Source organism: Tardiphaga sp. (assembly GCF_028290495.1).
Lineage (GTDB): Bacteria > Pseudomonadota > Alphaproteobacteria > Rhizobiales > Xanthobacteraceae > Tardiphaga.
Map to the genome: position 1 here is coordinate 1 of NZ_JAQGJT010000135.1, position 20,026 is coordinate 20,026.

The 20,026-nt window shown below is 65.7% G+C and carries 13 protein-coding genes and 1 pseudogene; 10 read left to right on the forward strand and 4 right to left on the reverse strand.

Annotated elements, in window-relative coordinates; all coding sequences use genetic code 11:
• From JWQ24_RS20250 to mutM, 4 genes and pseudogenes are all read right to left on the reverse strand, one after another.
• Positions 1-213, reverse strand: a pseudogene (locus tag JWQ24_RS20250) (16S rRNA processing protein RimM); the annotation flags it as partial.
• 64 nt (positions 214-277) lie between these two features.
• Positions 278-661 (reverse strand): 30S ribosomal protein S16, encoded by a 384-nt coding sequence (gene rpsP / locus JWQ24_RS20255; protein ID WP_299712448.1) that lies wholly within the window; start codon positions 659-661, stop codon positions 278-280.
• Between the two features lie 48 nt (positions 662-709).
• Positions 710-2,230: a signal recognition particle protein gene (gene ffh / locus JWQ24_RS20260; RefSeq protein WP_299811935.1), complete on the reverse strand. Its 1,521-nt coding sequence runs from the start codon at positions 2,228-2,230 to the stop codon at positions 710-712.
• A 248-nt stretch (positions 2,231-2,478) separates the two neighbouring features.
• The gene (mutM, locus tag JWQ24_RS20265; RefSeq protein ID WP_299811937.1) at positions 2,479-3,360 is read right to left on the reverse strand and encodes a bifunctional DNA-formamidopyrimidine glycosylase/DNA-(apurinic or apyrimidinic site) lyase; all 882 of its coding nucleotides are present in this window, start codon (positions 3,358-3,360) and stop codon (positions 2,479-2,481) included.
• A gap of 94 nt (positions 3,361-3,454) precedes the next feature.
• On the opposite strand from mutM, the gene ubiE reads away from it, so the two are divergent.
• From ubiE to addA, 10 genes are all read left to right on the forward strand, one after another.
• Positions 3,455-4,216, forward strand: a complete 762-nt coding sequence (gene ubiE, locus JWQ24_RS20270) for a bifunctional demethylmenaquinone methyltransferase/2-methoxy-6-polyprenyl-1,4-benzoquinol methylase UbiE (RefSeq protein ID WP_299811972.1) — start codon at positions 3,455-3,457, stop codon at positions 4,214-4,216.
• Positions 4,213-5,781, forward strand: coding sequence for a 2-polyprenylphenol 6-hydroxylase (gene ubiB, locus JWQ24_RS20275; RefSeq protein WP_299811939.1), 1,569 nt, complete (start codon positions 4,213-4,215; stop codon positions 5,779-5,781). The genes ubiE and ubiB overlap by 4 nt, the downstream gene beginning before the upstream one ends.
• A 66-nt stretch (positions 5,782-5,847) precedes the next feature.
• A complete protein-coding gene (coaBC, locus tag JWQ24_RS20280) occupies positions 5,848-7,269 on the forward strand; it encodes a bifunctional phosphopantothenoylcysteine decarboxylase/phosphopantothenate--cysteine ligase CoaBC (protein WP_299811941.1) in 1,422 nt (473 codons plus the stop codon).
• Positions 7,266-7,721, forward strand: a complete 456-nt coding sequence (dut, locus tag JWQ24_RS20285; RefSeq protein WP_299811943.1) for a dUTP diphosphatase — start codon at positions 7,266-7,268, stop codon at positions 7,719-7,721. The genes coaBC and dut overlap by 4 nt, the downstream gene beginning before the upstream one ends.
• 184 nt (positions 7,722-7,905) lie before the next feature.
• On the forward strand, positions 7,906-10,419 hold the full coding sequence (locus JWQ24_RS20290) for a PAS domain-containing sensor histidine kinase (protein WP_299811945.1): 2,514 nt from the start codon (positions 7,906-7,908) through the stop codon (positions 10,417-10,419).
• Positions 10,416-11,939, forward strand: coding sequence for a tRNA (adenosine(37)-N6)-threonylcarbamoyltransferase complex ATPase subunit type 1 TsaE (tsaE, locus tag JWQ24_RS20295; RefSeq protein ID WP_299811947.1), 1,524 nt, complete (start codon positions 10,416-10,418; stop codon positions 11,937-11,939). Before JWQ24_RS20290 ends, tsaE begins: the two co-directional genes overlap by 4 nt.
• A 96-nt stretch (positions 11,940-12,035) precedes the next feature.
• On the forward strand, positions 12,036-12,359 hold the full coding sequence (locus tag JWQ24_RS20300) for a PilZ domain-containing protein (protein ID WP_299811974.1): 324 nt from the start codon (positions 12,036-12,038) through the stop codon (positions 12,357-12,359).
• Positions 12,360-12,498: 139 nt separating this feature from the next.
• Positions 12,499-13,221 carry a nucleotidyltransferase family protein gene (locus tag JWQ24_RS20305; protein ID WP_299811949.1) on the forward strand — a complete coding sequence of 241 codons (723 nt, stop codon included), beginning with the start codon at positions 12,499-12,501 and terminating at the stop codon, positions 13,219-13,221.
• A gap of 72 nt (positions 13,222-13,293) precedes the next feature.
• Positions 13,294-16,470, forward strand: coding sequence for a double-strand break repair protein AddB (gene addB, locus JWQ24_RS20310; RefSeq protein ID WP_299811951.1), 3,177 nt, complete (start codon positions 13,294-13,296; stop codon positions 16,468-16,470).
• The gene (gene addA, locus JWQ24_RS20315) at positions 16,467-19,949 is read left to right on the forward strand and encodes a double-strand break repair helicase AddA (protein ID WP_299811953.1); all 3,483 of its coding nucleotides are present in this window, start codon (positions 16,467-16,469) and stop codon (positions 19,947-19,949) included. Before addB ends, addA begins: the two co-directional genes overlap by 4 nt.
• The last annotated feature ends 77 nt before the right edge of the window (positions 19,950-20,026 follow it).

Below are 20,026 nucleotides of genomic sequence, written 5' to 3' on the forward strand. Positions count from 1 at the left end.
CTCGCGGCTGGCGACGCCCTTGAAGGTCGCCACCAGATGGCCATTGGCCTCCCGGACGGTATCGACCTCCAGCGTGCGGCCGCCGTCCTTGGTTTTCAGCGGGCCGTAATCGGTCACCGCCAGCGGATCTTCCGTGAACGTCCACAGCTTGACCGCGCCGCGCACGCCATGCGGCGCGCCGATGCGCGCGACGCAGATTTGCGATGTCGTCATAAGCGCGCCTCACGCCGCGGCGCGCGGCGCAAACCGCTTCGCGCCGGGAATGAGACTGCGATCATCAAGCCTGCTTCGCCTTGGCGGCAGCAGCGGCGGCCGACTTGGCGGCAGCGGCTTCAGCGGCCTTGGCTTCAGCGATGACCTTGCGCTCCTTACGCGGAATCGCCTTCTCGGGATTGCTGCGGGCTTCGCGCTTGGCAACGCCGGCGGCATCGAGGAAGCGCGACACGCGGTCCGAGGGCTGCGCGCCCTTGGCGAGCCAGACCTTGACCTTCTCCATGTCGAGCTTCAGGCGCAGCTCGTTGTCCTTGGCGAGCAGCGGGTTGAAGTAGCCGAGACGCTCGATGAAGCGACCATCGCGGGGGAAGCGCGAGTCGGCGACGACGACGTGATAGACGGGACGCTTCTTGGTGCCGGCGCGGGCGAGGCGGATAACGACGGACATGGAATTCTCCTTAAGATCTTCGTTTCAATAGCAGTGAATGAGCGGGTGTTATTTCTTCTTCCCGAAGCCGGGAAAACCACCGAGACCCGGTAGCGTCGGTTTGCCGAGTCCCGTGAGACCCGGAAATTCTTTCGGCAGCGACGGCATCTGACCGGGCATGCCACCTTGCGGCATCTTCTCGGCGAGCGCCTTCATCTGATCCGGCGACGGCATGCCGCCACCGCCGAAGCCCATCGCCTGGGCAATGCCGGCCATCGGCCCACGCTTGCCCTGCCCCATCGCCTTCATCATGTCGGCCATGTTGCGATGCATCTTCAGCACCTTGTTGACTTCCTCGACCTTGAGGCCGCAACCGGCGGCAATCCTCTTTTTACGGCTGGCCTTGAGGATGTCGGGATTCTTGCGCTCCTGCCGGGTCATCGAATCGATGACGGCGATCTGCCGCTTGACGACCTTGTCATCGAGATTGGCGGAGGCGATCTGGTTCTTCAGCTTGGCGATGCCGGGCATCATGCCCATCAGCCCGCTCAAGCCTCCCATGTTGGACATCTGGATCAGCTGGTCGCGCATGTCGCCAAGGTCGAACTGGCCCTTGCGCATCTTCTCGGCGGTGCGCGCGGCCTTCTCGGCATCGATATGCGCTGCGGCCTTCTCGACCAGCGAGACGACGTCGCCCATGCCGAGAATGCGGCCGGCGATGCGGCTGGGGTAAAAGTCTTCCAGCGCATCGGTCTTTTCGCCGGTGCCGATCAGCTTGATCGGTTTGCCGGTGACCGCGCGCATCGACAGCGCAGCGCCGCCGCGGCCGTCGCCGTCCACGCGCGTCAGCACGATGCCGGTGAGGCCGACGCGCTGGTCGAACGAGCGCGCCAGATTGACGGCGTCCTGACCGGTCAGCGCATCCGCGACCAGCAGCACTTCATGCGGGTTGGCGACGGCTTTGATTTCCGCCGCTTCCGACATCATCTCTTCGTCGAGCGTGGTGCGGCCGGCGGTATCCAGCAGCACGACGTCGTAGCCGCCGAGCTTGGCGGCCGAAAGCGCGCGCTTGGCGATATCAGCGGGCTTCTGGCCCGCAACGATCGGCAGCGTCTGGATGTCGAGATCGCGACCGAGCACCGCGAGCTGCTCCATCGCCGCCGGCCGGTAGATGTCGAGCGAGGCCATCAGCACCTTGCGCTTGTCGCGCTGGGTGAGGCGGCGGGCGAGTTTCGCGGTGGTGGTGGTCTTACCGGAGCCCTGCAGACCGACCATCATGATGGCCACCGGCGGCACGGCCTGGAGATCGATGCCACCTTCGCCGTCGGAGCCGAGCGTCGCGACCAACTCGTCATGGACGATCTTGACGACCATCTGGCCGGGGGTGACCGACTTGACGACGGTGGCGCCGATCGCCTGCTCGCGGACGCGTTCGACGAAGCTGCGGACGACGTCGAGCGAGACGTCAGCCTCGAGCAACGCGCGGCGCACTTCGCGCATCGCGGCGTCGACATCGGCTTCCGACAGCGATCCGCGACCGGTTAACCGGTCAAGAATTCCGCCAAGCTTTTCCGACAGATTGTCGAACATCAGATCATCGCACCCTGCGTCGCCATCCGAATGATGGACGATATTCCAAACACTTTTACGCCCGAGGGCGCATCGCGCTGTCGGGCGTTGACCTCCGGTCTCAAAGGCCGGTCGGCGGGTCGAAAAGAGAACTTTTCGAGATTTGACGGGATCAATACGGCAAACCGCCGGAATGTCAATCTTTTGGCCGGCCTGACAGGACGCGGGCCGGCCCTGTCAGGCCGTTCCGCGCACAATAATACCGCCCGTCACTTCTGGCACTTCGGGCACCAGAACGTCGAACGGCCGTTCTGCACGAAGCGTTTCACGATCCCGCCACAGCCCTCAGTCTTGCAGGTCTCGCCTTCGCGGTCATAGACCTGAAACGAATGCTGGAAATAGCCGAGCTCACCGGACGTCTGGCGATGGTCGCGCAGCGACGAGCCACCGGCTTTGATCGCCAGGTTCAGCACGTCGTGAATCGCGCCGACGAGGCGCACGGCGCGGTCGGTCGGCTCGCCCTTTTTCGTCGCCAAGGTCGCGGCCAGCCGCCGCGGCGAGAGCTGCGAGCGGAACAGCGCCTCGCAGACATAGATGTTGCCGAGCCCGGCGACGTTGCGTTGATCAAGCAATGCTGCCTTCAGGCTGGTCTTCTTGCCGGCCAGCGCGCCGGCCAGCATCGCCGCGTCGAAGGCGTTGCCGAGCGGCTCCGGGCCGATATCCCTAAGGAACGGCTCACGCTCTATCTCGCTGCGGGCGAAAATCTTCATGAAGCCGAAGCGGCGCGGGTCGTTGTAGATCACGGATGTGCCCGACGACATGTGAAACACCACATGGTCATGGGCGCGCTCGTCGCTGCGCGGATGGTGGAACGCGCCGGGCGCGGTCGCAGCCTCGTCCGACACCACGCGAAATGAACCGGACATGCCCAGATGCATCAACAAAACGTCACCCGAGGCGAGATCGGCGAGCAGGTATTTGGCCCGCCGCGACAGGCTGGTGACGACCTGCCCGTCCAGTCGCGCGATGAAGTCCGGCTGGAAGGGGAAACGCAGGTCCGGGCGGCGCGCTTCGGCTCGCAGGATCTTCGAGCCCTCCATCGCCGGCTGCAATCCGCGGCGGACGGTCTCGACTTCGGGCAATTCGGGCATGATTCACGTCATTCACCTTGAGGCCGGGACGTGATAGCGCCATTGCGCCGGCCGCGCTATGGTGCGCCGCGATGAGGCACTTTGGATGAAAACGATGGATCAGGCCGGCGAAACCACGCATTTCGGCTTCCGCGACGTCAACGTAAGCGACAAGCAGACGCTGGTGAACGACGTGTTCCACAGCGTAGCGAAGCGCTACGACCTGATGAACGACCTGATGTCGATGGGGCTGCACCGCGTCTGGAAGGACGTGATGATCCAGTCGCTCAACCCGCCGCGTTCCGATGCGCCGTTCAAGCTGCTCGACGTCGCCGGCGGCACTGGCGATATTTCGTTCCGTGCGGCCGAGGCGGCAGGCCACGGCTTCCACGCCACCGTCTGCGACATCAATACCGGCATGCTCGGGGTTGGCCGCGAACGCGCCATTACCCGGCACATGGAAGACCGCGTCGATTTCGTCGAGGGCAATGCCGAGGAACTGCAATTCCCCGACAAGAGCTATGACGCCTACACGATCGCTTTCGGCATCCGCAACGTGCCGCGCATCGACCGCGCGCTGGCCGAGGCCTATCGCGTGCTCAAGCCGGGCAGCCGCTTCCTGTGCCTGGAATTCTCTACCGTGGATGTCCCCGGCCTCGACAAGATCTACGACCTGTTCTCGTTCAAGCTGATCCCGCCGATGGGCAAGGCCGTCACCGGCGACGCGGAATCCTATCAGTATCTGGTCGAATCGATCCGGCAGTTTCCGAAGCCCGCGGCCTTCTCCGAGATGATCCGCGACGCCGGCTTTTCGCGCGTCAGCCATCAGGTTCTCACCGGCGGCATCGTCGCGCTGCATTCGGGCTGGCGTTTGTGATCTCTGCCCTCTTTCACATGGCGCGGCTCACCCGCGCCGGTTTCGTGTTCGCCCGTGAAGGCGTGTTCGGCGTCGTCGATCCGTCGCTGGTGCCGCCGCACGGACAGCTCGCACTGCGCATCGCGCGGCTGATTGAACGCCCCGGCGTCAAATCCGGCGCACGACTGTCGGCGGCGCTGACACGGCTCGGCCCGGCCTATCTCAAGCTCGGTCAATTTCTCGCCACCCGCCCCGACGTCGTCGGGGTCTCGATGGCGCGCGATCTCGAAAGCCTGCAGGACCGGCTGCCGCCGTTCTCGCTGACCGAGGCCGAGGCCGTCGTCGCGGCGTCGCTGGAACGCCCTGTCTCCAAGTTGTTTGCGAGCTTCAGCCCGCCGGTCGCTGCCGCCTCGATCGCACAGGTGCACCGCGCCGAGATCGAGAAGGACGGCGTCCGCAGCACCGTCGCCGTCAAGGTGCTGCGCCCCAACGTGGCCGCGCAGTTCCGCCGCGACCTCAGTGATTTCTTCTTTGTCGCCAACAACGCCGAACGCTATTCCGCCGAAGCTCGCCGGCTGCGGATGATCGAGATCATCAACACCATGTCGCGCTCGGTGGCGATGGAGATGGATCTGCGGCTGGAAGCTGCCGCTCTGTCGGAGATGGCGGAGAATACCCAGAACGACCCGGACTTCCGCGTCCCGAAGGTCGACTGGGACCGCACCAGCCATAACGTGCTGACGATGGAATGGATCGACGGCATCGCGCTGAACGATCATGTCCGTCTCGCCGAATCGCATGTCGATCTGCCGGATCTAGGCCGCAAGGTGATCCAGAGTTTCCTGCGCCACGCTCTGCGCGACGGCTTCTTTCACGCCGACATGCATCCGGGCAATCTGTTCCTCGATGATTCCGGTCGCCTCGTCGCGGTCGATTTCGGCATCATGGGCCGGCTCGGGATGAAGGAGCGCCGCTTCCTCGCGGAGATCCTGCTGGGCTTCATCACCCGCAATTATCGCCGCGTCGCCGAGGTGCATTTCGAGGCAGGCTATGTGCCGGCGCATCACTCGGTCGAGAATTTCGCGCAGGCGATCCGCGCGATCGGCGAGCCGATTCACAACCGCACGGCCGAAGAAATCTCGATGGCCAAGCTACTGACGCTGCTGCTCGAGATCACCGGCCTGTTCGACATGCAGACACGACCGGAATTGATCCTGCTGCAGAAGACCATGGTCGTGGTCGAAGGCGTCGCGCGCTCGTTCGATCCCAAGCTGGATATCTGGAAGGTCGCCGATCCCGTCGTCCGCGAATGGATCGAGCGCAATCTGGGGCCGCTCGGCAAGGTTCAGGGCGCGCTGGCGGGCGCCGGCGAACTCGGCCGCATCGTGTCGGGCCTGCCGACCATCGCGACCCGCGCGGTGACCGTGCTCGAACAATTGGAGACGATGAGCCGCGACGGGCTGCGGCTCGACGCCGAGAGCATCGCCGCCATTGCACGGGCAAGGGCGCGGCAGTCGCGCTGGCGCACCATCGGCATCTGGGTGATCGCGCTCACCTTTATCGGGATCCTGCTGTCGGTCCGGTGACGTAGGCATGATTGCAATGCCCGCACGAGATGCTAGCATTGCCATCAAATCTGCACGGAGCCGAAAATGGCCAGCCTGACGATCCGCAAGCTCGACGACGCCATCCGCGACGAATTGCGACTGCGCGCCGCCCGCAACGGCCGCTCGGTCGAGGACGAGGTGCGCACCATCCTCCGCGAGGCCTCGCAGCCCGGGGGGCTGCCGGCCCGGCACCCGGACGTCCTCACGGACGCAGCACCCCGAAGCCGACCCGAAGCGGCCACCGGCCAACTGCGCGTCACCCTGATCATCGGCGGCGGCATCGCCGCCTACAAGGCGCTCGACCTGATCCGGCGCCTGAAGGAGCGCGGCAGCCACGTCCGCGTGGTTCTCACCCGCGCCGCCACGCAATTCGTCACGCCGCTGGCGGCCAGCGCGCTGGCCAACGAGCGCTGCTTCACCGACCTGTTCGACCCGCAGAGCGAGTTCGATGCCGGCCATATTCGCCTGGCGCGCGAGTGCGACCTGATCGTCGTCGCCCCCGCGACCGCCGACCTGATGGCCAAGATGGCCGGCGGCCATGCCGACGATCTCGCCACCGCGATCCTGCTCGCGGCCAACAGACCGATCCTGCTGGCGCCGGCGATGAATCCGCTGATGTGGAACAACGCCGCCACCCGCCGCAACGTCGCGCAACTCAAGCATGACGGCGTCATGATGATCGGCCCGAATGCCGGCGAGATGGCCGAGGCCAACGAGGCTGGCACCGGCCGCATGGCGGAACCGACCGAGATCGCAATTGCCGCCATGGCCCTGCTACGGCCGCCGCAGCCGCAAACGCTGGCTGGCAAGCGCGTGCTGATAACCGCCGGCCCGACCCACGAGCCGATCGACCCCGTCCGCTACATTGCCAATCGCTCCTCCGGCAAACAGGGCTTTGCGATTGCGGCCGCGGCTGCCGCCGCAGGCGCCGAGGTCATCCTCGTCTCCGGTCCGGTCGAGTTGAAGGACCCGCCGGGCGTCGTGGTGAAGCGTGTCGAATCCGCGCGCGACATGCTGGCCGCAGTCGAGGCCGCCTTGCCGGTTGATATCGCAATCTTCGCTGCCGCGGTGGCCGACTGGCGCGTCGTCAGCGAGGGCGCGCAGAAGCTGAAGAAGACCGGCGCGGCGCTGCCGCCGCTGGTTCTCACCGAGAACCCCGACATCCTCGCGACGATTTCCAAACGCGCCGGCAATCGCCCGCCGCTGGTGATCGGGTTTGCCGCCGAGACCGAGCATCTGATCGACAACGCCCGCGCCAAGATCGTGCGAAAGGGCTGCGACTGGATCGTCGCCAACGATGTCTCACCGGCCACCGGTATCATGGGCGGCGACAGCAACACCGTGCATCTGCTCACGCGTCACGGTAATGAAATCGCCGTCGACTCATGGCCGCCGATGGGCAAGGACGGAGTCGCGAGCGCGCTGATCAAGCGCGTCGCCGAACATTTCGAGAAAGCAAATTCATGAGCGCCATCACCATCGACGTCCAGCAATTGCCGCATGGCGCAGGCCTCGCGCTGCCGGCCTATCAGACCGCTTATGCCGCCGGCCTCGATCTGCTCGCCGCCGTGCCTAAAGACGCGCCGCTGATTCTCGAGCCCGGCAAATACGCGCTGGTGCCGACCGCGCTGACCATCGCGCTGCCTGCCGGCTATGAGGCGCAGGTGCGGCCGCGCTCAGGGCTGGCCGCCAAGCACGGCGTTACCGTGTTGAATGCGCCGGGCACGATCGATGCTGACTACCGCGGCGAAATCGGCGTGCTGCTGATCAACCACGGCGCGGCAGCGTTTACGATCAGGCGCGGCGAACGCATCGCGCAAATGGTGATCGCCGCCGTCGTCCGCGCGGAACTCGTTACCGTCGCCGCACTCGGCGAGACCGATCGCGGCGCTGGCGGGTTTGGATCGACCGGAAGATAGCAATCATTTTCCTGACGCGTTGCGTAGCCTCCGGGGAACCCGAACGCGCCGATCCGGCATTTTTTCGCCCTCTCATTTTGCGTTCACGGTCTGGACTCTTACCCGTCGAGTCCCGAAGCGGATATTGTGAATCGATTCGCGAGCGGTGAGCGGCCGATCGGGAAGACGTGGTTTGGGGCGAATAATGTCAGGCGTGATCGCGGCGATACGTCGGACTTTGCTGTCGTGCACCTCACTGGTGCGCAACGGGCTCGTGGGCCTGACCGCATCGACATGGCTGGCAACAGCCGCCTCGGCCACCGAGCAACCCGCGGCCGGCGCGCTGGCGAATTTGCTCGATCTCGACCACCAGGAAATCGCCGCGCTGACACTGGCGCCGGCTATCCTCGGCTTCTCCGTGCTGGCCACCATTCTGCTGATGCGCACGCGGATTCGCGCGGCGCGCACCGAAGCGGTGCTGCGCACCGATCTGCACGCGTTGCAGGTCGAAGCCGACCGTTTCCGCGCACTGCTGTTCGCCGAACCGCAGGTGCTGATCTCCTGGGCCGCCGGCGACAGCCGCCCGGAGATCTCCGGCGACACCTCGCTGGTGATGTCGCAGGATCCGAAGCGCCATCTGCCGCAGCGCATCCTCGCTTTCGGCACCTGGTTGCCGCCGGAGCCGGCGCTGCAGATCGACCACGCTGTCGACGCGCTGCTCGATGCCGGCGAAGGCTTCCTGCTTAACCTCACCACCTCCACCGGTCGCGCCATCGAGGCGATGGGCCGCGCCATCGGGGGCCAGGCGATCGTGCGGATTCGCGAACTCAGCGGGCTGCGCCGCGAACTCGCCGAGATGACGCTGCGCCACAAGGAACTGGCCGAGGAAACCGAAACGCTGCGTGGCTTCGCCGCAGCTGCCCCCTGGCCGATCTGGACCCGGCGCGGCGGCACGCTGACTTTCGCCAACGCCGCCTATGCGCGGGCCACCGAGGCCAGCAACCCGCAGGACGCCATTGAGCGCAATCTCGAATTGCTCGACAGCGACGCCCGCAACAACCTCGCGCGCTCGCTGAACGACAACCAGCCGTTCGCAGCAAGGGTGCCTATCGTATTCTCCGGCGAGCGCCGCATCTATGATGTTCACGCGTTCAACGTGACCGGCGCCAGCGCCGGCATGGCGATCGACGCCAGCGAGGCAGCAGCCCTCAGCGCCGCCTTGGTACGGATGGCCGAAGCGCATCGCCGCACGCTCGACCAGCTGTCGTCCGGCGTCGCGGTGTTCGACGCGCAGCGGCGGCTGTCGTTCTACAACGATTCCTATCGCCGGCTGTGGGACCTCGACCGCACGTTCCTCGACAGCAATCCGGACGATTCCAGCGTACTGGACCGGCTCAGGGCTGCGCGAAAACTGCCGGAGCAGCCGAATTTCCGCGAATGGAAAGCCAAGCTGCACGAGGCCTACCGCGCCCTCGAGCCCGCCAAGGACGTCTGGTACCTGCCGGACAGCCGCGCGCTCAGCGTCGTCACCACGCCCAATCCCGAAGGCGGCGTCACCTATCTGTTCGACGACGTCACCGAGAGCCTTGAGCTGGCGCGCCGCTTCGACGGCCTGATCCGCGTGCAGCGCGAGACGCTCGACAACCTCGCCGAGGCCGTCGCGGTGTTCGGCAGCAACGGCCGCGCGCAACTGTTCAATCCGGCCTTCGCCCGGATGTGGAAACTGTCCGACGAGGCGATGCAGCAGCATCCCCATATCGAGATGGTGGAATCCTGGTGCCGGCCGCTGTTCGACGACGCGCCCACCTGGCAGACCCTGCGCGGCGCCATCACCGGCATCGAGGACCGCGTCGCGGTGCCACTGAAACTGGAGCGCAAGGACGGCAGCGTGCTCGACTGCATGACGATGCCGCTGCCCGACGGCGCCACCATGCTGACATTCCAGGACATCTCGGACGCCGAGAATGTCGAGCGCGCGCTGCGCGAGCGCAACGAGGCGCTGGAAGCAGCCGACCAGATGAAGGTGGATTTCGTCCACCACGTCTCCTACGAACTGCGCTCGCCGCTCACCACGATCATCGGCTTCGCGCATCTGCTCAGCGATCCGACGACCGGCGCGCTGCTGCCGAAGCAGGCCGAATATCTCGAATACATCACCACCTCGACCGGCGCGCTGCTGGCGATCATCAACAACATCCTCGATCTCGCCACCATCGACGCCGGCGCGATGACGTTGAATCTCGGTCCGATCGATATCCGCAAGACCATCGAGGACGCCGCCGAAGGCATCCAGGACCGCCTCGCGCGCGACCGTATCGCGTTGCAGATCGATGTCGATCCGGCCATCGGCAACTTTACCGGCGACGAACGCCGCGTCGTGCAGGTGCTGTATAATCTGTTGGCGAACGCGGTCGGCTTCTCGCCGCAGGACGCCGCGATCTCGCTGACCGCGCGCCGCAACGAGCACAGCGTAGTCTTCACCGTCACCGACCGCGGCCCCGGCATCCCGCCCGAGGTCAAGGACAAGGTGTTCGACTGGTTCGAGAGCCACGCCAACGGCTCGCGGCATCGCGGCGCAGGCCTCGGTCTGTCGCTGGTGCAATCCTTTGTCGAACTGCACGGCGGCAAAGTCCGCGTCGATTCCGTGGTCGGCCGCGGCACCACGGTGACCTGCGACTTCCCGATCGACCAGACCGCGCATCGCAACGCCGCGGAATGAACCAGCCCTTCACATTCACCGTTGCCCTGGCTGACGAGACTGCCACCACGCAATTGATGGCCGACCTCGCGCTGCTGATCGGCGCCGGCGACGTCATCACGCTGTCCGGCGATCTCGGCGCCGGCAAGACCGCCGCCGCGCGCGCGATGATCCGCTACCTCGCAGGCGACGATGAGCTGGAAGTTCCGAGCCCGACCTTCACGCTGGCGCAGAGCTACGAGCTGCCGTCGTTCCCGCTGGTGCATGCGGACCTGTATCGCATCAACGATCCCGGCGAGCTGGAGGAGATCGGCCTGTCGCCGTTGCCGGAAGGCGTCGTCGTGCTGATCGAATGGCCCGAACGCGCCGAAGCCATGATGCCGGAAGACCGCATCGATATCGCGCTGAGCCATCGCCCGGCGCTGGGATCTGCGGCGCGCACCGCGGAGATCACCGGCTACGGCAAGGCCGCAGCGCAGGTCATGCGCCTCAAGGCGCTGCGGGAATTTCTCGATGGCGCCCGCCATCTCGACGACAAGCGCATGCGGATGGCCGGCGACGCCTCGACCCGCTCTTACGCCCGGCTGATCCGCGACGATGGCGTCTACATCCTGATGAACGCGCCGAAGCGGCCCGACGGCGCGGCGATCTATGACGGCAAATCCTACAGCGCCGCGGTGCATCTGGCCGAAGACGTCAAACCCTTCGTCGCCATCGCCAACGGGCTGCGTGCGCATGGCATTTCGGCTCCGGCGATCCACCATGCCGACCTCGACGCGGGCTTTCTGATCACCGAGGATTTCGGCCAGGAGGTCTTCATCGAAGGCACGCCGCCCCGGCCGATCGCGGAACGCTACCAGGCTGCCACCGATATGCTGGCGGCGCTGCACGGCCAGGCGCTGCCGGAATCGCTGCCGCTGCTGCCGCATCATGGCTACAACATCCCGGTATTCGATACCGAGGCGCTGCTGATCGAGGTCGGGCTGATGCCTGAATGGTATTTGCCGGATCGCGATGCGGTGCCTAGCGATACACTCCGCGAACAGTTCGTTGCGATGTGGCGCTACTTGCTGGCCAAGCCCGCCGCTGCACCGAGAACCTGGGTGCTGCGCGATTTCCACTCGCCGAACCTGATCTGGCTCGATGGCCGCGACGGCATTCGCAAGGTCGGCGTGATCGACTTCCAGGACGCCGTGCTGGGACCCGCGGCCTATGATCTCGTGTCGCTGCTGCAAGACGCCCGCATCGACGTGCCCGAGCCGCTCGAACTGGCGATGCTGACGCGCTATATGAAGGCGCGGATGCTCGCCGAGCCCGGCTTCGATCCCGCGGGCTTCGCCGAACTCTATGCGGTCATGTCGGCGCAGCGCAACACGCGGCTGCTCGGCACCTTCGCCCGGCTCAACCGCCGCGACGGAAAGCCGCATTACCTGAAGCACCAGCCGCGGATCTGGACCTATCTCTCGCGCTCGCTGGCGCATCCCACGCTGGCACCGCTCCGCGAATGGTACGCCGCCCATGTGCCGCCGCCACAGACCTGAGCCGGCTGCTTTTACTGCCTGTTAGCCTACCGGCCCTATTCTGCCGGTATCGACCTGCGGTAGCAGGGTGGCAAGGCATCGAGATCGGCAATGGCGATGGCAGCGGAACGGCGCAAGGGCGAGCGGGTCGTGTTCGAACGCGGCTTTCCCGCCCATATGATGGGCATCGACGGCACCTGGCGCCGCGCCTGCATCATGGAAGATATTTCCGAAATCGGCGCCAAGCTGACAGTGGAAGGCTCGGTGGAAGGTCTGCATTTGAAGGAGTTCTTCCTGTTGCTGTCCTCGACGGGCCTGGCCTATCGCCGCTGCGAGCTGGCCTGGGTCAATGGCGACCAGATCGGCGTCAATTTCCTCAAGCCCAACGACAAGAAAAAGAAGCCCGCGCGTCGCACCGAAAACCAGGAGGCCGACGCCTGACCATGACGGAGCGCGCCACCTCGTCGCAACTTTGTCATATCGAGCCCCTATGGCTGATCCTATCCATGCGGCAGCATTCGAGCCGTGCTCGATTCGCTACCAGATTCCTCACGACCGATTTGCCGAGACCGTTTTCATCATGCCCGTGACCCCCACCAAAGCGATGGTCCTTGCCGCCGGCTTCGGCCTGCGGATGCGCCCCTTGACCGACAACATGCCAAAGCCGCTGGTTCAGGTCGCCGGTTCCGCTTTGCTCGACCATGTGCTCGACAGACTGGCCGAGGCAGGAGTCGCGGAATCAATCGTCAATGTGCATTACCTGCCCGACCAGATCATCGACCACGTGGCGACGCGGTCGCGGCCGAAAGTCACCATCTCCGACGAACGCGACGAGGTGCTCGGTACCGGCGGCGCTGTCGTCAAGGCGCTGCCGCTTTTGGGCAGCGAGCCGTTCTATCATCTCAACGCCGATACGATGTGGATCGACGGCGTACGGCCGAATCTGGCGCGGCTGGCGGAAGCCTTCGACCCCGCGACGATGGACGCCTTGCTCCTGATGGCGCCGACCGCCAACAGCATCGGCTATGCCGGCACCGGCGACTACGCGATGCTGCCTAGCGGCGCGCTGCGCCGCCGCAAGGAAAACCAGGTGGTGCCGTTCGTCTATGCCGGCGTCGCCATCCTGTCGCCCACGCTGTTTGCGGGCTCCCCTGCCGGTGAATTCTCGCTGACGACGCTGTTCGACCGCGCCAACGAGCAGGAACGCCTGTTCGGCTTGCGCATGGATGGCGTCTGGATGCATGTCGGCACGCCCGAGGCCGTGCTCGCCGCCGAAGAAGCGGTGCTCGCCTCGGTCGCATAGCGGCACCGCGCTCGACTCCCGCCGCCTGGCTGCGCGTGTCATGATACAGCCTGATCGCGAATCAGGATGTTCATGCGCGTATTCACCATTCCCGCCTCGGCCCCGTTTCTGCGCACGCTGATCACCGCTCTGGTGGACGGCCAGCTGGTGGAGGGCTTTTCCGCGCGCACCGAGCCGAAAAAACTCGCGACGGTGACCCTGTATCTGCCGACGAGCCGTGCAAGCCGGATGGCGCGCGAAATTTTTCTGCAGGTGCTGGATACGGACGCCCTTGAGCTTCCCCGGATTTTCACGCTCGGCAGCATCGACGAGGATGAGATCGGTTTCGCCGAAGAGGCCGGCCAGTTCGGCGGGGCGCCGCTGCAGGATATCCCGCCGAAGCTCGAAGAGCTTGAGCGCCAGCTCGTTCTGGCCAGACTGGTCGCACAATGGGCCAAGAGTCCGACGGCCTCGCCGCTCGTCATCGGCGGACCGGCCTCGACCCTGGCTTTGGCGGGCGACCTCGCGCGCCTGATGGACGACACGGTTACGCGCGGCGTTGGCTGGTCAGCGCTGGATGGCATCGTTCCCGATAATCTGGACAGGTATTGGCAACTCACACTGGAGTTCCTGAAGATCGCCAAGGAGCTTTGGCCTACTTATCTTCAAGCTGCCAACCGGATTGAACCTGCCGCCCGCCGCGATCTGTTGATTGCAGCCGAAGCGCAGCGGCTGCAGGCTGACACTGCAGGCCCCGTCATTGTTGCAGGTTCCACCGGCTCGATGCCGGCGACCGCAAAGTTCCTTCGCATTGTCTCGCGGCTGCCGCAGGGTGCCGTGGTTCTGCCGGGACTTGATACCGATCTCGACAACGACGCGTGGGATTTGATCGGCGGCACCAGGGACGCACAGGGCAAGCAATCGACACCGCCCTCATCGAACCATCCGCAATCGGCCCTGCACGGATTGCTGGATACGCTTGGTATCAAGCGCCGCGACGTTGAGATCCTCGGCACGCCGTCCGGCCGCGAAATGCTGGCGTCTGAACTGATGCGGCCGTCGAATGCGACGGCGCAGTGGCACAAGCGGCTGGCAGAGCCCGCGGTCGCGCAGGCGATCACGGACGGCATGCGCAAGCTCACGGTGATTGCCGCGGCCAATCCGGAGATGGAGGCGCTGGCCATCGCGGTGGCGATGCGCGAGGCGCGCGAACAGAATATCTCGGCAGCGCTGGTGACACCCGATCGCGCACTGGCGCGGCGCGTGATGGCGGCGCTGGGGCGCTGGAATCTGGAGTTCGACGATTCCGGCGGCGACGCCCTGATGGATACGCCACACGGCATCTTTGCACGGCTTGCCGCCGAAGCGGCGGCCGAAGGGCTGGAGCCGGCGACTTTACTGGCGCTGCTAAAACATCCGCTGCTGCGACTCGGCCGCAAGGCAGGCGAATGGCGCGGCGCGATCCAGACACTGGAAATGGCGCTGTTGCGCGGCACCCGGCCGGAAGCACGCAGCGAGGGACTCGCCCGGGATTTTGCGCGCTATCGTCACGAACTGACCGAATCGCGCGCCGGCCGCGCTTCCGCGCTGCATGCCTCCGAGCCACGCGCGAAACTTGAAGATCTCGAACTCGATGAAGCACACGAACTGATCGAGCAACTTCGGAAAGCATTGGCGCCACTGGAAAACGTCGATGCTTTCAAGCCGCGCGATTTTGCTGATTTGGCGCAGCAGCATCGGGAAATTATCAAGGCGCTCTCGCGCGACCCCACAAAGACGACGGACGCTCTAACCGAGAAGAACGGTAAATCATTGGCCGGCGCCTTTGATGAGCTGCTGGTCATGGAGCCCGTGGAAACCGCGGATGGCAGCAAGCGAGATGAGCTCCGTCCCAGCGGATTGATGGTGCCGCTCAACGACTACGCCGAGGCGTTCCACACCGCTTTTGAAGGCCGCCCGGTCCGTGGCCGCGAAATGCCTGACGCAAGCCTGCGTATCTACGGCAACCTCGAAGCCCGCCTCACGCAATCCGATCGCGTCATTATGGGCGGCCTTGTCGAAGGCATCTGGCCGCCCGCGCCGCGGATCGATCCGTGGCTGAGCCGGCCGATGCGGCACCAGCTCGAGCTCGATCTGCCGGAGCGCCGCATCGGCCTCTCCGGGCATGACTTCGCGCAGTTGCTCGGCGCCGACGACGTGATCCTCAGCCATGCTGCCAAGGTCGGCGGCGCGCCTGCCGTAGCCTCGCGCTTCCTGCACCGGTTGGAAGCCGTCGCAGGCCAGGAGCGCTGGGACGAAGCCGTTGCGGCCGGCGAGAAATACATTCACTACGCGGATGAGCTGGACCGTCCGGAGACGGTCACGCCGATCGCGCAGCCGGCACCAAAGCCGCCGCGCGAGGCGCGCCCGCTCAGACTCTCGGTCACCGCGATCGAGGACTGGTTGCGCGATCCCTACACGATCTATGCGAAGTTCATCCTGCGGCTGGCGCCGCTCGATCCCGTCGACATGCCGCTGTCGGCCGCAAACCGGGGATCGGCTATCCACAATTCGCTCGGCGACTTCACGCAAGCGTACAGCGAGACATTGCCCGACCATCCGGCGCGTGCGTTACGCGAGATCGGCGCCAAGCATTTCCAGCCGCTGATGACGCGACCGGAAGCGCGCGCGCTGTGGTGGCCGCGCTTCCTGCGCATCAGTGACTGGTTTGCGAACTGGGAGGTCGAACGCCGCCTCAACGTGGCCAATATCATCGCGGAGCAGCGCGGCGAAATCGCGATCCCGCTCGACAGCGGCCGCACCTTCTATCTTTCCGCGCGCGCCGACCGCATCGAGCGCCGCTCCGACCGCACCTTCGCGATCCTCGACTACAAAACCGGCCAGCCACCGACCGGCAAGCAGGTCCGCATGGGCCTGTCGCCGCAGCTCACGCTGGAAGCCGCGATCCTGCGCGAGGGCGGCTTCGAGAACATCCCGGCCGGCGCCTCGGTCAGCGAACTCACTTACGTCCGGCTGAGCGGCAACAGCCCGCCCGGCGAGGAGAAGGTTCTCGAACTGAAGATCGAACGCAAGGACGATCCGCAAGACCCCGACGACGCCGCCATCGAGGCACGCGAGAAACTGGAAGCCCTGATCCTGAAATTCGAGGACGAGACCACGCCGTACAATTCGCTGAGCCTGTCGATGTGGTCGAACCGCTACGGCAGCTATGACGATCTGGCGCGGATCAAGGAATGGTCGGCGGCCGGCGATACGGGAGCCGAGTCATGAGCGGCCCGCGCATCATTCCCGACGAGGCGCGCCTGAAGCAGGCGCGCGCCTCCAATCCCGACTCCTCGGTGTTCGTTTCCGCCAATGCCGGCTCCGGCAAGACCTACGTGCTGGTCAACCGCGTGATCCGGCTTTTGCTCGCCAACGTGCCGCCCGAAAAGATTCTCTGCGTCACCTTCACCAAGGCTGCCGCCGCCAACATGGCCGAGCGCGTCTTCACCACGCTCGGCCACTGGGTGACGCTTAAGGACGAGGAGCTCGATACTGCAATTCGCAACGCCGGCATCGCGACGTCGAACGACAAGCTCCGGATGCGGGCGCGCGAACTGTTCGCCTGCGCGCTGGAGACGCCGGGCGGGCTGAAGGTGCAGACCATCCACGCGCTGTGTACGCGGCTGCTGCAGCAGTTTCCGTTCGAGGCCAACGTGCCGGCGCGCTTCAGCGTGCTCGACGACCGCGACCAGAACGAAATGATGGAAAGGGGCTCCCTCGCCGTGCTGCTGAAGGCGGCTGCCGACTCCGGCAGCGCGGAAGGCCGCGCGCTGGCGCTGGCGATGACTTCGGCTGCCGACGTGACGTTCCGCGACGTGGTGCGCGAGGCCTCATTGAGCCGCGACCAGTTTCTGGCCTGGACGGCGCGCGCCGGCTCGACCGAGGCGGCGATGGCGCAACTCTCCGCCGCGCTCGGCGTGGCGCCGGATGACACGACCGACGCCGTCGAACTCGAAATGGTCGATGGCCCGCATCTGCCCCGGCGGCGCTGGGAGCAGGCGGCGGAGGTTTTCGCCACCGGCACCAAGACCGACAACGATCAGGCCGGACGCTTGCGCGACGCGCTGGAGTTTTCAGGCAGCGCGCAGGTCGATGAATATCTGCGGGTGTTCTTTACCGGCACGATGGAGCCGCGCAAGGCACTGGCGACGAAGAAAATCAACGAGGGTCACCCCGGCCTCGCTGAATCGCTGAAAGTGGAATGCGAGCGGCTGTCCGCCCTGCTGGCGCGCCGCCGGGCGGTCGCGATGCGCGACCGCACGCAGGCGCTGCTGGTGATTGCCTCCGGCGTTGCCGCCAGCTACGCGCGCGAAAAGCAGGAGCGCGGCCTGCTCGATTACGACGACCTGATCGACAAGACGCTCCTGATGCTCAACAACGTTTCGTCGGCCTGGGTGCACTACAAGCTCGACCGCGGCGTCGATCACGTTCTGATCGACGAGGCGCAGGACACCAGCCCGCGACAGTGGGATATCGTCACCCATCTGATATCGGAATTCACCTCCGGCGACGGCGCGCGCGACGGCATCAAGCGCACCATCTTCGCGGTCGGCGACGAGAAGCAGTCGATCGTCTCGTTTCAGGGCGCGGCGCCGCGCGAATTCGACGAGCGCCGCCGCTCGCTGCAGAGCCGCTTCGAAGGCGCGGGTCATACGTTCGATCCCGTCGCCTTTACCTATTCGTTCCGTACCGGCAAGGCGATCCTGCAATCGGTCGATCACGTGTTCCGCGACGAGGCGATCTATCGCAGCATCCACAATGTCGGCGCCTATCCGGTTCATGAATCGCTGGAGGATGCCGGGCCGAGCCTGATCGACCTCTGGGAATTGCAGCAGCCCGAAGACCGCGAGACGATCGAGGGCTGGCAGGCGCCGTTCGACGACGTCCCCGAGACCAGTCCCGAAGTGCAGTTGGCGCGTCGCGTGCAGGCCGAGATCAAGGCATTGGTCGCCGATAACACGCAGACCGGCCCGATCGGCCGCCGTCGCGCGTTGCGTTATGGCGACGTGCTGGTGCTGGTGCGCCGCAGAGGCAAGGCCTTCAACGCCATCATCCAGGCGCTGAAGCACGCCAGCATTCCGGTCGCCGGCGCGGACCGCCTCAAGCTCACCGAGCACATCGCGATCATCGACCTCATGCATCTGGCCGACGCGCTGTTGCTGCCGCAGGACGACCTTGCTTTGGCGGTGGCGCTGAAGAGCCCGCTGTTCGGGCTCGACGACGACGACCTGTTCAAGCTGGCATGGAAGCGCAAGGGCACGCTGCGCGCCGCGCTCGATGAGCATGCCGTGGGCGACGCGAAGCTCGCCGGCGCGTTGGAGCGACTAAAGGAATGCGAGGGCCGCGCATTCAAGGATACGCCGTTTACGTTCTACGCCTGGCTGCTCGGCGGCGATCACGGCCGCGCGCGAATCCTGCGCCGGCTCGGCCACGAGGCCAACGACGCGCTCGACGAATTTCTTGAACTGGCGCTCGGCTATGAGCGCAAGGCGCCGGCATCGCTGCAGGGCTTCATCGCGTGGCTGCGCGCCGCCGATACCGAGGTGAAGCGCGACATGGAGATTACGCGCGACGAAGTCCGCGTCATGACCGTGCACGGCGCCAAGGGACTGGAAGCGCCGGTCGTATTCCTGGTGGATACGACGTCGTCGCCGTCAGACACCCAGCGGCTCAATCTGATCCATCTGCCGCAAGGCAATTCCGCGCCGCAGGGGCCGGGCGTGGTGGTCTGGGCCGGCCGCAAGGCCGACGATCCACCGGCCGTCGCTGAAGCGCGCGCCAGAATGGTCGGCGAGACCGAGGACGAATACCGCCGCCTGCTCTATGTGGCGATGACGCGCGCCGCCGACCGGCTGATCGTCGGCGGCTGCATGCCCGGCAACCGCAACGAGGTGCGGCCGCTGAGTTGGTACGACCTGATCCTGAAAGGTCTGGAAAGCTCCGGCCTGCAGATGCAGAACGTGTCGCCGCCGGACGGCGTGGTGAAACGCTATACGCGGCTGGCCGATGTCGTTCCGGAGGCCGGAATCGCCGCCGACGCTGATCCGGTCGCGCCGCGCGAACTGCCGCCGTGGCTGCGTCAGGAATTGCCTGACGAGCATCCCGGGCCAAAGTTCCTGCGGCCGTCCGATCCTGCCGATGACGACCACGGCATCCGGCCCGGCGAATCGGACGCGGACCGCGCCCGGGCAAGGCTGCGCGGCACGCTGGTGCACCGTCTGCTGCAGTCGCTGCCCGACCTCGCGGCCGACCGCCGACCGGAGGCCGCCGCACGATTTCTGAAGCGCAACGCCGAGAAATGGGAAGACACCGACCGCACCGCTTTGGCTTCGCAGGTGCTGGCGCTGATCGACGCCCCCCGTTTTGCCGACATCTTCGCGCCGGGCAGCCGCGCCGAGGTCTCGATCGTCGGCCGGCTCATGCGGCGCGGCGAACCGGTTACGGTTTCCGGCCAGATCGACCGACTGGTGGTGACGCCCAGGGAGGTCTGGATCGTCGATTACAAGACCAACCACGCCCCGCCGCGTAGGCCGGAAGACGCTCCGGACGCCTACGTCCGTCAGTTGGCGCTGTACCGCGCCGTGCTGACGAAGTTATACCCGGGCCAGCCGATCCGCGCCGCGCTGCTCTGGACCGAAACCCCTGAAATCATGGAGATTTTCTCGCCTGAGATGGACGCAGCCCTGGCCGGCATCATCTCGCCGTGAGCATGCCTTGACCCGGTAGGGGTGCGTTCATAGGTTGGATGTCATCATCCCAGCGCGATTCTTTTGACGCGCTTTTC

What these genes read in the sequence shown, in the direction of transcription:
- JWQ24_RS20300 (WP_299811974.1), top strand. Translation starts at nt 12,036, where the DNA reads ATGGCAGCGGAACGGCGCAAGGGCGAGCGGGTCGTGTTCGAACGCGGC.
- JWQ24_RS20305 (WP_299811949.1), top strand. Translation starts at nt 12,499, where the DNA reads ATGCCCGTGACCCCCACCAAAGCGATGGTCCTTGCCGCCGGCTTCGGC.
- JWQ24_RS20290 (WP_299811945.1), top strand. Translation starts at nt 7,906, where the DNA reads ATGTCAGGCGTGATCGCGGCGATACGTCGGACTTTGCTGTCGTGCACC.
- addA (WP_299811953.1), top strand. Translation starts at nt 16,467, where the DNA reads ATGAGCGGCCCGCGCATCATTCCCGACGAGGCGCGCCTGAAGCAGGCG.
- tsaE (WP_299811947.1), top strand. Translation starts at nt 10,416, where the DNA reads ATGAACCAGCCCTTCACATTCACCGTTGCCCTGGCTGACGAGACTGCC.
- ubiE (WP_299811972.1), top strand. Translation starts at nt 3,455, where the DNA reads ATGGATCAGGCCGGCGAAACCACGCATTTCGGCTTCCGCGACGTCAAC.
- addB (WP_299811951.1), top strand. Translation starts at nt 13,294, where the DNA reads ATGCGCGTATTCACCATTCCCGCCTCGGCCCCGTTTCTGCGCACGCTG.
- coaBC (WP_299811941.1), top strand. Translation starts at nt 5,848, where the DNA reads ATGGCCAGCCTGACGATCCGCAAGCTCGACGACGCCATCCGCGACGAA.
- ffh (WP_299811935.1), bottom strand. Translation starts at nt 2,230, where the DNA reads ATGTTCGACAATCTGTCGGAAAAGCTTGGCGGAATTCTTGACCGGTTA.
- dut (WP_299811943.1), top strand. Translation starts at nt 7,266, where the DNA reads ATGAGCGCCATCACCATCGACGTCCAGCAATTGCCGCATGGCGCAGGC.
- mutM (WP_299811937.1), bottom strand. Translation starts at nt 3,360, where the DNA reads ATGCCCGAATTGCCCGAAGTCGAGACCGTCCGCCGCGGATTGCAGCCG.
- rpsP (WP_299712448.1), bottom strand. Translation starts at nt 661, where the DNA reads ATGTCCGTCGTTATCCGCCTCGCCCGCGCCGGCACCAAGAAGCGTCCC.